Annotated in this window: 12 protein-coding genes; 4 read left to right on the forward strand and 8 right to left on the reverse strand. The window is 72.4% G+C overall.

Features of this window, described 5'->3' with window-relative positions; all coding sequences use genetic code 11:
• Positions 1-95 precede the first annotated feature (95 nt).
• Complete coding sequence (locus B072_RS0131165) at positions 96-1532, forward strand: amino acid permease (protein WP_043245035.1); 1437 nt, start codon at positions 96-98, stop codon at positions 1530-1532.
• A gap of 1 nt (position 1533) precedes the next feature.
• Here B072_RS0131165 and B072_RS0131170 read toward each other — a convergent pair whose 3' ends face one another.
• Positions 1534-2733 carry a CapA family protein gene (locus B072_RS0131170; RefSeq protein ID WP_018533886.1) on the reverse strand — a complete coding sequence of 400 codons (1200 nt, stop codon included), beginning with the start codon at positions 2731-2733 and terminating at the stop codon, positions 1534-1536.
• Positions 2734-2950: 217 nt separating this feature from the next.
• On the opposite strand from B072_RS0131170, the gene B072_RS0131175 reads away from it, so the two are divergent.
• A complete protein-coding gene (locus tag B072_RS0131175; protein WP_026246490.1) occupies positions 2951-3487 on the forward strand; it encodes a sigma-70 family RNA polymerase sigma factor in 537 nt (178 codons plus the stop codon).
• Between the two features lie 146 nt (positions 3488-3633).
• Positions 3634-4137, forward strand: coding sequence for a hypothetical protein (locus tag B072_RS0131180; RefSeq protein WP_026246491.1), 504 nt, complete (start codon positions 3634-3636; stop codon positions 4135-4137).
• 23 nt (positions 4138-4160) lie between these two features.
• Here the strand turns inward: B072_RS0131180 and B072_RS0131185 are convergent, their stop codons facing one another.
• The 4 genes from B072_RS0131185 to B072_RS0131200 form a co-directional block, all read right to left on the reverse strand.
• Positions 4161-5360 carry a sensor histidine kinase gene (locus tag B072_RS0131185; protein ID WP_018533889.1) on the reverse strand — a complete coding sequence of 400 codons (1200 nt, stop codon included), beginning with the start codon at positions 5358-5360 and terminating at the stop codon, positions 4161-4163.
• Positions 5357-7129, reverse strand: coding sequence for a cation acetate symporter (locus tag B072_RS0131190; protein ID WP_018533890.1), 1773 nt, complete (start codon positions 7127-7129; stop codon positions 5357-5359). Before B072_RS0131190 ends, B072_RS0131185 begins: the two co-directional genes overlap by 4 nt.
• Positions 7126-7479, reverse strand: coding sequence for a hypothetical protein (locus tag B072_RS0131195; protein ID WP_018533891.1), 354 nt, complete (start codon positions 7477-7479; stop codon positions 7126-7128). Before B072_RS0131195 ends, B072_RS0131190 begins: the two co-directional genes overlap by 4 nt.
• A 69-nt stretch (positions 7480-7548) precedes the next feature.
• Positions 7549-8298 (reverse strand): LytR/AlgR family response regulator transcription factor, encoded by a 750-nt coding sequence (locus B072_RS0131200; RefSeq protein ID WP_018533892.1) that lies wholly within the window; start codon positions 8296-8298, stop codon positions 7549-7551.
• A gap of 79 nt (positions 8299-8377) precedes the next feature.
• Between B072_RS0131200 and B072_RS0131205 the strand changes: the two genes are divergently transcribed.
• Complete coding sequence (locus tag B072_RS0131205) at positions 8378-9046, forward strand: zf-HC2 domain-containing protein (protein ID WP_018533893.1); 669 nt, start codon at positions 8378-8380, stop codon at positions 9044-9046.
• A gap of 46 nt (positions 9047-9092) precedes the next feature.
• On the opposite strand, the gene B072_RS0131210 is transcribed toward B072_RS0131205, so the two are convergent.
• The 3 genes from B072_RS0131210 to B072_RS44500 form a co-directional block, all read right to left on the reverse strand.
• Positions 9093-9953, reverse strand: a complete 861-nt coding sequence (locus B072_RS0131210; RefSeq protein WP_018533894.1) for an Fpg/Nei family DNA glycosylase — start codon at positions 9951-9953, stop codon at positions 9093-9095.
• Positions 9954-9969: 16 nt separating this feature from the next.
• Positions 9970-12075, reverse strand: a complete 2106-nt coding sequence (locus B072_RS0131215) for a SpoIIE family protein phosphatase (RefSeq protein WP_018533895.1) — start codon at positions 12073-12075, stop codon at positions 9970-9972.
• A gap of 104 nt (positions 12076-12179) precedes the next feature.
• A complete protein-coding gene (locus B072_RS44500) occupies positions 12180-13409 on the reverse strand; it encodes a DUF6777 domain-containing protein (RefSeq protein WP_018533896.1) in 1230 nt (409 codons plus the stop codon).
• Positions 13410-13475: the final 66 nt, after the last annotated feature.

The following is a 13475-nucleotide window of genomic DNA, read 5'->3' on the forward strand; positions in this document are numbered from 1 at the left end:
GCCCCGTCCGGCAGCGCGCCTTCTTCCGTCCCTCTCGTCACGGGTGCATCCTGATCGGCCGTCAGCCGACGTCGCGTAGGCGAAGAGGTGAGCTCATGGCCGTTCCACCGGGATCGCGGATGAGGCAGGGCGTGCTGCGCCGCAAACCCATCGAACAGATCGAGGACGCGGGGGCCGCCGCGGGGGGTGAAGGGCAGCAGCTGGCCCGTTCGCTCGGCCTGTGGCAGCTGACCGCGATCGGGGTCGGCGGGATCATCGGGGCCGGCATCTTCACGCTGGCGGGCACGGTGGCCAACGGCACGGCCGGGCCCGCGGTGCTGATCTCGTTCCTCATCGCGGGTGTGGCGAGCGCGGCGGCCGCCCTGTCGTACGCGGAGTTCGCCGGGCTCATCCCGAAGGCCGGCTCCGCCTACACGTACGGGTACGCGGTGCTCGGCGAGCTCGCGGGCTGGTTCATCGGGTGGGACCTGCTCCTGGAGTACACGGCGATCGTCGCGGTCGTGGCGATCGGCATCTCCGGGTACTTCAGCTTCCTGCTCGGCGAGATGGGGGTGGACCTCCCGAAGTGGATGCTGGGGGCGCCCGGCACGGGGAGCGGGCACAAGGTCGACCTGTTCGCGGCGGCGCTGTGCCTGCTGGTCGCTTACCTGCTCAACACGGGCATCAAGAACGCGGCCCGCTTCGAGACGGTCGTCGTCGTGCTCAAGGTCCTCGTGGTGCTGCTGGTGATCGGTGTGGGCTTCTTCCACATCGACACGGGCAACTACACGCCGTTCTTCCCGTTCGGCGTCAGCGGCGCGTTCACGGGCGCCGCGACCGTCTTCTTCGCGGTCTTCGGCTACGACGCGATGTCGACGGCGGCGGAGGAGTCCAAGGACGCGCAGCGCCACATGCCGAAGGCGATCCTGTACTCGCTCGCCATCTCGATGGTGCTGTACGTGCTGGCGTGCCTGGTCCTCACCGGCATGCAGAACTACAAGGACATCGATCCGGAGAGCGGGTTCTCCACCGCGTTCAAGTCGGTGGGGCTGAGCGGTCTCGCGGACGTGATCGCGGTCGGCGCCATCATCGGCATCTTGACTGTCATGTTTACGTTCATGCTGGGAGTCACTCGCGTCTGGTTCAGCATGTCCCGTGACGGGCTGCTGCCGAAGTGGTTCGCGAAGACGCACCCCACGCGGCACGTGCCGACACGTGTGACGTGGATCGTCGGGTTCGCGTCGGCCGCCATCGCCGGATTCCTGCCGATCGGCGAGGCGGCCGAACTGACCAACATCGGGATCCTGTTGGCGTTCGTGGTGGTGTGCGTGGCGGTGATCGTGCTGCGCTACCGGCAGCCGGATCTGCCCCGCACCTTCCGTACGCCGGGGATGCCGGTCGTGCCCGCGCTCGGGGTCGTGTTCTCCATCTGGCTGATCACGTTCCTGCAGTGGCAGACGTGGGTGCGGTTCGCCGTGTGGTTCCTGATCGGGCTCGTCGTCTACTTCGGGTACTCGTACAAACGGTCCGAACTGGCTCGCCCCCAGGAGTAGTTCAGGACCGTTCGGCCATCACGAGGCCGTCCTGCGCGGCGCCGCGGCTCAGGACGACCCGGCGGATCCGGTCGCGGACGGTCTCGAGGTCCGCGCCGTCGGCGACGGCGCGGACCACGTCGACGACGCGGCCGGAGTCGAGGTCGAACCACTGCGGGAGGAACTCCGCCTTCGTCACCCGCCAGCGCTCCCCCGCGCGGGCGGGCGGGGCGAAGGTGAAGCGGCCGAGGGTGCCCATGTTGCCCCGGTCGTCCTGGGCGCCTTCGGGGTTGAACATCTCGCCCGCGATCTGGTCCCCCATGCCGTAGACGATCCAGGTCCCGTTGACCTTCTCGTAGGCCTGCGGGACGTGGGCGTGGGTGCCGAGGATCAGGTCGACGTCGGGGCGGCCGTGGGCGCGGGACGCGGTCAACTGCCTTCCGAGGCGTACTTGTCGGGCATCCGGGGCGTCCTGCCACTCCGTGCCCCAGTGGAGCGAGACGACGACCACGTCGGCCCCCGCCCGGCGGGCGGCGCGGGCGTCCTCGACGATGCGCCGGCGGTCGATCAGGTTCACCGCCCAGGGTCTGCCCTCGGGCAGTCGGTAGCCGTTCGTGCCGTAGGTGTAGGCGAGTTGGGCCACCTTGGCGCCGCCCGCGCGCAGCAGGGCGGGACCGCGGCCCTCCTGCGCGGTGCGGCCCGAGCCCGCGTGCTCGACGCCCGCGCGGTCCAGGGCGCCGAGCGTGCGCGCGATGCCGTCCGCGCCGTCGTCCAGGGTGTGGTTCGAGGCGGTCGAGCAGGAGTCGTAGCCGGTGGCCGTGAGCGCCGCGGCCACCTGGGGCGGGGACTTGAAGTCCGGGTAGCCGCTGTACTCGCCGGGCGCGCCGTACACCGTCTCCATGTGGCAGATCGCCAGATCCGCCTCGGACACGACTGGCCGGACGCCCGCCAGCATCGGGCGGAAGTCGTAGCCGTCGCCGTCCGCGTCCTCGTGGGCCCGGGCGATGATCGAGGTGTGCGGGAGCACGTCGCCGGACGCGACGAGCGTGAACCCGCGGGGTACCGCGTGGGCTCCCGCGGCCGCGGAGGGCGGCGCGGGCGTGCGCTGCGGTGCGCGTCCCGGCGCGGCGCAGGAGGCCGCGCAGAGTGCCGCGAGGACGGCCGCGAGGGCCGTCCCTCCCCGTCGGGTCCGACGGCGCGGGCTCGGTGTCTTCGGCGGCATCAGCCAGTCTCCTTTTAGCGGTGATTTTCGCGATACGTATCCACGTGCGAGGACAAAGGCGAGTCAAGGCCCCATACCGGTGCCGTCCCTGAGATGGCGTCACCTCACGCCGCCACTCCGCCCGTTCACCGCACCGTTCGTCGACGGCTTCGACCGCCTGGCGCAGAGCCGCGCGCGGGCCCTGGGCGGGCGGTGGGCCTTGCGTTGCCATACGCGCATGACGACGGCGCTCACCACACCCACGACCACCGAGGACGACCTCGCCCAGGTCCAGCGGGAGCACGGCGGGCCGCTGTTCTCGTTCCTGCTGCGGCTGTGCGACGGGGACCGGCAGCGCGCCGAGGACCTGGTCCAGGAGACGTACGTGCGGGCCTGGCAGCACCCGGAGGCGCTGGGCGCGGAGTACGAGTCGGTGCGGCCCTGGCTCTTCACGGTCGGCCGCAGGCTCGCCATCGACGCGCGGCGGGCCCGGCTCGCCCGTCCGGCGGAGGTCGGCGACGCGATCCTGGAGAGCGCACGGGTGTGCGCCGATCACGCGGAGCGGTCCGCCGCGGCGCTCGACGTGCGGTCGGCGGTGGCGACGCTCAGCCCCGACCACCGGGCCGTACTCCTTGAGGTGTACTTCAAGGGGGCGAGCGTGGCGGAGGCCGCACGAGCACTCGGCATTCCCGCGGGTACCGTTAAGTCCCGTGCGTATTACGCGTTGCGGGCGTTGCGGAGGGTTTTGCCCGGGTACGCGGCTGACCTGCGATGAAACCGGACACTAGGTCAAGCATCAGTAAAGCGCCTTGCTCAGGGTGCCATTTCCTCGGTTGAGTAATCCGCTGTCCTCCCCGGTGAGTTGGACGGGTGGGACCCGGGGGCCGGCGAAGCGCACGGACCGGAGGAAGGCAGGAAGGGATGTTGCACGGACACGAGGGCGGTACGTCAGGTGCCCCTGGCGGCGAACTCATTGTTCCCATGGCGTGGTTGTACGCCGAGTACATCGCGGACGAGCTGTTGCGGACCGGCGATCTGATGCCGCCGACGTCCTTCGAGTTCCGGGCGGGTCGTGACGCGCTCGCCCTCACGATCTTCCTGTCCGACGTGGGAGACGAGCTGTCCGGGATCCGGGTGGTCTCGCAGCTGGAGATGTGGTCGTCGCTGACCGCCTACGACCAGCCGTGGCAGTCGTGGGTCCGGGCCCGGTTCGCGGAGCGCGAGGCGCGGGCGCGCGGGGCGGAGCGGCGTTCGCCCGACCTGGAGCTCGCGACGGTGGCCTGGAGATGGCTGGAGGAGACCGAGCTGCTGGCTCCGGACCTCGACGCGGTGCCGGTGCCCGACGAGGAGGACGGGCCGCAGGTGTGGACGCCTGCGTGGCAACTCGGGCTGCCGCTCGGCCATTTGGCCATCCATCTGTTCTGAACCGGCGGTGGGGTGCGGGCCGCTCAGGGTGCGTAGACGCCCGCCCGGTACTTCGGGATGCGGATCGTGATCTTCGTGCCCGCGCCCACTCCGGTCTCGATCACCAGGCCGTACGCGTCGCCGAACACCTGACGCAGGCGCTCGTCGACGTTGGACAGGCCGATGCCGGTCGTCCGGTCGCCCTCGCCGCGCAGGACCGCCCGCAGCTTCTCCGGGTCCATGCCCACGCCGTCGTCCTCGATGACGACCTCGGCCTCCGCGCCCGCGTCCGTGGCGCCGATGGAGATGCGGCTACGGGTGACGGCGCCCTCCAGGCCGTGCTTCACCGCGTTCTCCACGAGGGGCTGCAGGCACAGGAACGGGAGCGTCACCGGGAGGACCTCCGGGGCGATCTGCAGGGTGACGGTGAGGCGGTCGCCGAAGCGGGCGCGGACCAGGGCCAGGTACTGGTCGATGGAATGGAGTTCGTCGGCCAGGGTGGTGAACTCGCCGTGGCGGCGGAACGAGTACCGGGTGAAGTCGGCGAACTCCAGGAGGAGTTCGCGGGCCCGCTCCGGGTCCGTGCGTACGAACGACGCGATCGCCGCTAGGGAGTTGAAGATGAAGTGGGGCGAGATCTGGGCGCGCAGGGCGCGGATCTCGGCCTCGATGAGACGGGTGCGCGAGCGGTCCAGTTCGGCGAGTTCGAGCTGGACCGAGACCCAGCGGGCGACCTCGTCGGTGGCGCGGGCCAGGACGGCGGACTCGCGGGGCGCGCAGGCGACGACGGCGCCGCGGACCCGGCCGTCGGCCACGATGGGCGCCGCCACCGCCCAGCGCAGGGGGCAGTCGACGGTGTCGCAGCCGCAGTCGAACGCGACGGTGCGGCCGCCGGCGAGCAGGGGTTCGAGTTGCGGCATGACGTTCTTGGCGTGCGGGTGTTCGGCCGTGCCGTCCCAGGCCAGGACCGTGGAGCGGTTGGTCAGGGCGAGGGCCTCCGTGCCGAGGAGGCTGCGCAGGCGGCGGGCCGATTTGCGGGCCGTGTCCTCGGTGAGGCCCGCGCGCAGGGCCGGGGCGGCGAGGGATGCGGTGTGGAGGGTCTCGAAGGTGGCTCGCTCCACGGGGGTTCCCACGTCGCTGCGGCCCGTGGGGTGGGCCGTGCGGCGGCCCAGCAGGAAGCCCGCGCCGAGGAGGACCGGGCAGAGGGCGAGGAGGGTCGCGGTGACCGTGCCGGTGGCTGTCACTGGTCTTCGCCTCTCGCCGTGGTCGGCCCGGTCGCGTCGCGGATGCCGGTCGTGGGTGGCTGGTCGCGCGGTTCCCCGCGCCCCTGATGCCCACCCGCCGCTGTCCATTGCGGCGTCTCGCGGATGCCGGTCGTCGGTGGTTGCTCGCGCAGTTCCCCGCGCCCCTCAGAGGCGCCACCCGCCGTCCTCCCGCCGGTCCCCTCGGCGGTGACCGTCGTCGGTGGTTGCTCGCGCAGTTCCCCGCGCCCCTTTGGGGCGATGGACCTCTGGGACTTCAAGGTTTCCGGCAGGTGGAGGCGGGTCATGGTGGCTGTGGTGTGTGGGGGGATCGCCTCGGGTGTGGCCAGGGAGACCAGGATCATCGCCAGGAAACCGACCGGGACCGACCAGACCGCCGGCCAGGCCAGGAGGGTGTGGAGCCAGCCCGAGGTCGCCGCTCCGGAGACCGTCAGGGTGACGGCCAGGAGCGCCGAGCCGCCGCCCAGGAAGAGGCCTGCCAGGGCGCCGGGCGGGGTGAGGCGGCGCCACCAGATGCCGAGGACCAGCAGGGGGCAGAACGAGGACGCCGAGACCGCGAAGGCCATGCCGACCGCGTCCGCCACCGGCACCCCGTCGACGAGCAGGGCGCCGCCCAGGGCCACCGCCATCGCCAGGACCACGCCGAGCCGGAAGTGGCGCACGCCTCGGGTGGGGAGCACGTCCTGGCTCACCACTCCGGCCACCGCCATCGTCAGGCCCGACGCCGTGGAGAGGAACGCCGCGAACGCGCCGCCCGCCACCAGCGCGCCCAGGAGGTCGCCCGCGACACCGTCCACGACGCGCCCCGGCAGCAGCAGGACGGTGGCGTCCGCGTCCTGGGCTGCGGTGAGTTCGGGGACGTAGAGGCGGCCGAGCCAGCCGTACAGGGGCGGCAGCAGGTAGAAGACGCCGATGAGGGCCAGGACCACCACCGTCGTGCGGCGGGCCGCGCCGCCGTTGGGGCTCGTGTAGAAACGGACCACCACGTGCGGGAGGCCCATCGTGCCGAGGAAGGTCGCGACGATCAGGCCGTACGTGGCGTAGAGCGGATGGTCGGCGCGGCTGGTGGCGAGCGGCTGGCCCGCGCCGGCGCCGGCCGGGGGGAGGTCGCCCGAGGAGAGGGCCGGGGGCTGGCCGCCCTGGCCGCGCCAGGCGAGGAGCAGGAAGAAGGCGGGGACCAGGAGCGCCGTCAGCTTCAGCCAGTACTGGAAGGCCTGGACGAAGGTGATGGAGCGCATGCCGCCCGCGGCGACGGCCAGGACCACCACCATGGCCACCAGCGCGGCGCCGAACCAGCGGGGCGCCCCGGTGAGGATCTGCAACGTCAGCCCCGCGCCCTGGAGTTGGGGCACGAGGTACAGCCAGCCCGCCCCCACGACGAACATGCTGACCACGCGGCGGACCCGGCGGGACTCGAGGCGGCCCTCGGCGAAGTCGGGCAGGGTGTACGCGCCCGAGCGGCGCAGCGGTGCCGCGACGAAGACCAGCAGGACGAGATAGCCCGCCGTGTAGCCGACCGGGTACCAGAGCATGTCGGGGCCATGGACGAGCAGCAGGCCCGCGACCCCGAGGAACGAGGCCGCCGAGAGGTACTCGCCGCTGATCGCCGCCGCGTTGAGGCGCGGGCCGACGGTGCGCGACGCGACGTAGAAGTCGGATGTCGTGCGGGAGATACGCAGGCCGAAGCCGCCGATGAGGACGGTGGCGAGGACGACGACGGCCACCGCGGGTATCGCGTACGCCTCGTTCACGGCGCCCCGGGGTCCTTGGTGTCGCGGCCGCGGACCAGGGCCGCGAAGTCGCGTTCGTTGCGCTCGGCCCTGCGCACGTACCACCAGGCGATGAGGACCAGGAAGGGGTAGCAGCCGAAGCCGAGGACGAGCCATTCGACGGCCGCGTTGCGCAGGGCGCCGAAGAAGAGGGGAAGCACCGCGACGGGAGCGGCGAGGACCACGAACGCACTGATGCCCGCGCGGAGTTGGCTGCGCATGAGGGAGCGTACGTAGGCGGCGCCGAGCGTGGTCTGCTCGTCGATCTCCCACTGGGTGCGCAGACCGGGCGGACCGGCCGCGCCGTGCGCGGTACGCGGCTCGCCGGTCACCACCTGTCGTCGGGGTTCGGACACGGGCGGAGTGTAGGCATCAGCCGTGCGCGTAAGGAAGGGGGCTGGTCAGCCGGTGGCCCGGCGCATCAGCAGTTCGCGCACCCGGCCCGTGTGGCGGCGGCTGACCGCGATCTCGGCGGTGCCGACGCGCACCGTCATCCCTGCGCCGTCCAGCCGGAGTTCGTCGATGCGGTGCAGGGCGACGAGGTGGCTGCGGTGGACGCGGACGAAGCCGAGGGGCTGCCAGCGTTCCTCGAGGGTGGTGAGCGGGATGCGGACGAGGTGGCTGGTGCCGTCAGTGGTGTGGAGCCGGGCGTAGTCGCCCTGCGCTTCGGCGTAGATGATGTCGGAGACGGCCAACATCCTTGTCACACCGCCGAGTTCGACGGGGATGCGGTCGGAGACGGTGGCCGGGGGCGGGGCGAGGGAAACCCGTTCGGCGACTCTTCGGACGGCCTCGCCGAGGCGTTCGCGGCGCACCGGCTTGAGGAGGTAGTCGACGGCCTTGAGCTCGAAGGCCTGGACGGCGAAGTCCTCGTGGGCGGTGACGAAGACGACGAGCGGCGGGCGGGCGAAACCGGCCAGGAGCCTGGCCACGTCGAGGCCCGTCAGGCCCGCCATCTGGATGTCGAGGAAGAGCACGTCGACGGCACCGTCGCCGCCGGGGCCCTCCTCCAGGGCACGGCCGATGCGGCGCAGCGCCTCGGTGGCGTCCGTGGCGCCCTCGGCGCTGCGTATTCGAGGGTCCGAGCGCAGGAGGTAGAGGAGTTCGGCGAGGGCGGGTTCCTCGTCGTCGACGGCCAGTACGCGCAGCATGCGCCGGAGTGTAATCGGACGGTCGCTTGAATGAATCGGCTGCCTCGTGCGTACCGGTGGGCGAGAGCAGGAGGAACGCATGAGGTCCCTGGAACGGCATCGCGACGCCGGCGCCTACGCGCTGGGGGTCCTCGACCCGGCGGACCGGTTCCGCTTCGAGGATCACCTGGTGGAGTGCGGGGTGTGCACGGCGTACGTGGGTGAACTGCGTCCCACGACCGGCCTGTTGGCGATGTACGCGCGGGCGACGCCGCCCCGCGTGGAGTGGTTCGCGCGGCCCGCGCCGACGCTCGTCGAGCGGACCGTGGACCGCCTCGGCGCGCTGCACCGCTCGGCGCGCAGACGACTGTGGGCGGCGACCGTCGCGCTCGCGCTGCTGGTGACGGCGGCCGGGGCGGGCGCGTCACTGCTGCGCGGCCCCACGGACCGGGACGGAATCGCACTGCACGGCCGCGACACGGGCTCCGGCGTCGCGGCCACGCTCACGGCGGACGAGCGCTCCTGGGGCAGCCAAGTCGCCCTGGACGTCAGCGATTCGGGCGGTCCGCGCACCTGCGAGCTGGTCGCGGTGGGCCGGGACGGGAGCCGGCAGACCGTGGCGAGCTGGGCGGTGGGCGGCGGCCGGGCGGGCGGAGGCGCCCGCGTGGAGATCACGGGCGGCTCGGCCGAGCGGCCCGCAGACATCGCGCGTTTCGAGGTGCGGGCGATCGGGGGTGGGCGGTTGCTGTCGCTGCCGGTGCGCGGGTGAGGGGCTGGGGGGCGGCGGTCCGGACAACTGGCCACGTCGACGGCAGTCACTTCAGCAGGCGTGACATCCTGCGGTCGGCCAAAGGTTTTCCGCCCGTCTGGCAGGTCGGGCAGTACTGCAACGAGCTGTCGCTGAAGCTGACTTCGCGGATCGTGTCGCCGCACACGGGGCACGGTTCGCCGGTTCGGCCGTGTACGCGCAGGCCGCTCTTCTTCTCGGACTTGAGGCGTCCGGCGGCGACTCCGTGCGAGCGTGCGACGGCGTCGGTGAGGGTGGCGCGCAGGGCCTCGTAGAGGGTGTGGATGTCGTCGGGTGTGAGGGTGGCGGCGCGTTTGAACGGGGACATGCGGGCGGCGTGGAGGATCTCGTCGCTGTAGGCGTTGCCGATGCCCGCGATCAGTTTCTGGTCTCTCAACGCCCCTTTGATCTGGCGTCGTTCGCTGTCGAGGAGGGCCGCGAAGGCGGCTTCGTCGAAGGTGTCGGCGAGCGGGTCGGGGCCGAGGCGGGCGACGCCCGGTACGTCGCCGGGGTGCTGGGCGACGTACACCGCGAGCTTCTTGGTGGTGCCGGCCTCGGTGAGGTCGAAGCCCTCCCCCGTTTCGAGGGCGACGCGCAGCGCCAGGGGGCCCTTGCCGGGTTTCGGCGGGCCGTCGGGGAGCCGATCGCGCCATTGCAGCCAGCCCGCGCGGGCGAGATGGGTGATCAGGTGGAGGCCGTCCGCGTCGATGTCGAGGAACTTGCCGTGCCGGGTCACGGCCGTGACGGGGCGCCCTTCGAGGGCGGTGACCTGAGGGTCGTACGTCTTCAGGACGCTGATCGCGACGGGCAGGACGCGCACGATCTCGTGTCCCACCAGGTGCTCGGCGAGGAAGCCCCGGAGCGCTTCCACCTCGGGCAGTTCGGGCATACCGGCCGGCCTCCTGTCACGTTCGGGCGGGCACGACGAACTCGCACCACACGCACTTGCCCCCGCCTCGCGCTTCCACGCCCCACACGTCGGCGAGCCGGTCGACGAGAAGCAGCCCGCGCCCGGAGACGCCGTCCTCGCCGGCTTCGCGGCGGCGCGGCAGGGCGCTGGAGGTGTCCTCCACGTCGACCCTGAGTCTTCGGTCGGGGCCGGTGAGGACGCGCAGGGTGACGATGGCCGGTCCTTCGGTGTGCATGAGGGCGTTGACGATGAGTTCGTCGGCGACGAGTTCGATCTCGTCGGCGCGCTCCCCCGCGCCCCAGGCGCGGACGGCCGCGCGGATCATGTGCCGGGCGGCGGTGAGGGCGTCGGGATCGCCGGGCGGCACGTGTTCGGTGAGCCGGCCGCCGCTCTGGGGTGCGCCCGCGCCGCGGCGCCGCAGCAGCAGGAGCGCGACGTCGTCGTCCCCGCCGCGGGCGTCGACGGAGGAGCAGAGCCGGTCGGCGAGTCGGTCGAGGTCGAAGGGGCCGTTCCCGACGAGCGTGGTGAGGTGCTGCAGGCCGTCGTCGAGGTCGGTGCCGGGCTGTTCGACGAGGCCGTCGGTGCACAGCAACAGGGTTTCCCCCGGGTCGAGTTCGACGGTCGTGACCGGGTATTCGAGCCGCCCGAACTCGGCGGACAGGCCGAGCGGGAGACCGCCTTCGGCGGGCACCTTGCGGCAGGTGCCGTCGGTCCGCCGCAGGAGCGGGTCGAGGTGGCCCGCCCGCACGATCTGGACGACGCCGGTCGTCAGGTCGGCCTCGGCGTACAGGCAGGTCGCGAACCGTTCGGTGTCGAGCTCGTGGAGGAAGACGGAGGCGCGGGCCATGACGGTCGCCGGGGTGTGGCCCTCGGCCGCGTACGCGCGCAGCACGATGCGGAGTTGACCCATGACGGCGGCGGCGTGCGTGTCGTGGCCCTGTACGTCCCCGATGACGGCGCCGACCCGGCCGCCCGGCAGCGGTATGACGTCGTACCAGTCACCGCCGATGTCCCGGCCGAGGGACGCCGAGCGGTAGCGGACCGCGATGTCGGCACCGGCCACGTTCGGGATGGACCGCGGCAGCATGGCCTGCTGCAGTCCTTGCGCCAGGTCCTTCTCCTGCTCGTAGAACATGGCGCGCTGCAGGCTCTGCGCGATGCTGCTGCCGAGGGCGACGAGCACGTTGCGCTCGGACTGGGAGAAGCCCCTGCGGTCGTGGTAGAGCAGGCCGACCGCGCCGATGGGCCGGGCCTGCGCGATGAGCGGCAGGTACGCGGCCGAGTGGATCCCGAGATGGGTGATGTGCGGCCACAGCACCGGGTACGACTCGGCGAAGTCCTCGGGCGACTCGATGAACCGGGGCTTGAGGGTGCGCACGACCTCGCCCATCGGGTACGGGTCGTCGACGCGGGTCACGTGCGTGCCGGGTACGAAGCTGCCGGTGGGCCCCTCGGCGACGAGGTGGATGCGCCCGGCCCGCACCAGACCCATCACGAAGCTGGTCGCGCCCAGATGTTCCACACCGTGCGTCTCGCGCAGCACGTCGATGACGTCGCGGACGGTGCGGGCGTGCGCGAGGGCCGCGGTGGTGTTCTGCACGACGCTGGTCTCGCGCCGCCGCACGGCCTCGCGGGCGGCCCGCTCGTGCTGCACGGTGGCGTCGTTGAGCTCGTCGGTGGCGTCGCGGATGATGCCGACGATGCGGCGCGGCCGGCCGGTCTCGTCGCGTCGGACGTAGCCGCGGGTGTGGGTCCAGCGCAGCTCGCCCTCGCGCGTGCGGATCCGGAAGTACGCGCCGTAGTTCTCGTCGCCGTTCTTCAGCGCCTGGGACACCATCGCGTCGAGCCGTCCCGCGTCGCTCGGCGGTACGCGGAGCCCCAGGTTCTCGGGATGTCCGTCGTACTCCTCCGGCCGGAGGTCGAACACGTCGTGGGCGTTGCGGTCCATGTGCATGAGCCCGCTGTCGAGGTCCCAGTCGAAGCTGCCCATGCGCAGGCCGCGCCCGTACGCCTCCAGGAATCCACGCGGCGAGTCGTCCTCCGGGCGCTCCCCGCCCGGGGAACTCCCGGGCTCCTCGCCACCCCCGCTGCCCGCGTCCATACGGCCAACGCTATGCGGAGGGTGGGGGTGCCGCACGTGGGACGCGTGCCGTACGGAGGCGGTCCGGGACGGCCGGGGCCGTGGGGCCCGGCGGGCCTGTGCGCTCAGCCCTCGTCGGGGGCGTCCGGGATCAGGCCGCCGCCGTCGCGCTGGTCGGGGGTGTCGGGGACCGCGTCGGGGCCCGGGGTCTCGGACGTGGTCCCCGTCGCGGTCCCGCTCGCGCTCTCCTCGGCGCTCTCCTCGGCGCTCTCCTCGGCGCTCTCGTCCGCGCTCTCCTCCGTGCTCGCGTCGGGGTCCGTCGCGCTCTCGCCGGGATCCGTCTCGGGCGGCTCCTCCGTGGTCGGCCCGGTCGACTCGTCGGTGGGGGTCTCCTCCGACGGCTCGTCGGTGGGGTCGTCCGGTGTCTCCGGGGTCGTCGCGCCCTCGGGGGGTTCGGTCGAGGTCGGGGCGGTGGAGGTGGACGTGGAAGGAGTCGTGGGGCTGGTGGGAGTCGTGGGGGCCGTCGTCGAGGGGGTCGAGGGGGCCGTGGAGGTGGGCTGCGGCGTGACGGGGGGCGGGACACGGCGGTCCTGGTCGCCCTCGTCGCCCGTCCTGCGTTCGATCCAGGTGTTGTCGGTGATGTTGACGATGGTGATGTTCTGGATGATCTGGGGCGCCGGAGTCACCACGACCACGTCGGCCGGGCGGTAGCCGGTCCACTCCTGGCCCTGGTGGCGCGGTGTGCCGTTCAGCGCGGTGGGGGACGTCAGCGGGTTGCCGCAGGCGCAGCGGACGCGCGGCATGCCGTGGCTGTCGACGAGGACGGCGGTGCCGGACTGCAGGACCGACTGGAAGGCGGTGGCGCTGCCCCCGCGGTAGCCGTGGTTGGTGACGCGGGTGTCCGCGCGGAGCACGACGGGGGTCAGGTCGCGGAGGAAGTCCGGGACGTCGGTGCGGGATATACCGGCGGCCTGGGCGAACGCGGTCGCCTTGGTGCGCTCCGCGGTGAGGAAACCGACCTGTCGCTCGACGTCGCAGCTCCCCACGGACTGGGTGCCGCCGTAGAGGCCGGGGGTTTCGCCGGAGAAGGTACGGCCCTGCGGGGTGGCGCTTCCCGGTGCCGTGGATTGCGGCATTCGGGTGACCTGCGGGGTGCTCGTGCCCGTGGCGGCGGTGGACTGCGTGAAGGGGTCGGGGCCCGCGGCGGCGGCGGCCTGGAGATGAAGGTCCCTGGCGGGGTCCGCGGCGTTCTCGGTTCCTCCGCCGGAGCATCCGGTGGCCAGGATTCCCGCGGTTGCCGTGAGGGCCAGGACCTGTGTCCAGGGCGTCCGGTTCTTCGCGTTCTTCGCGCGCACGCGCTCTCCTGTCGTCGCACCGGCGTTCTGTCCTCCCAGTCACCGCCGTGGGCCACGGCGCCGCAA

It is taken from the genome of Streptomyces sp. HmicA12, assembly GCF_000373565.1.
In the GTDB taxonomy this organism is placed as follows: Bacteria; Actinomycetota; Actinomycetes; order Streptomycetales; family Streptomycetaceae; genus Streptomyces.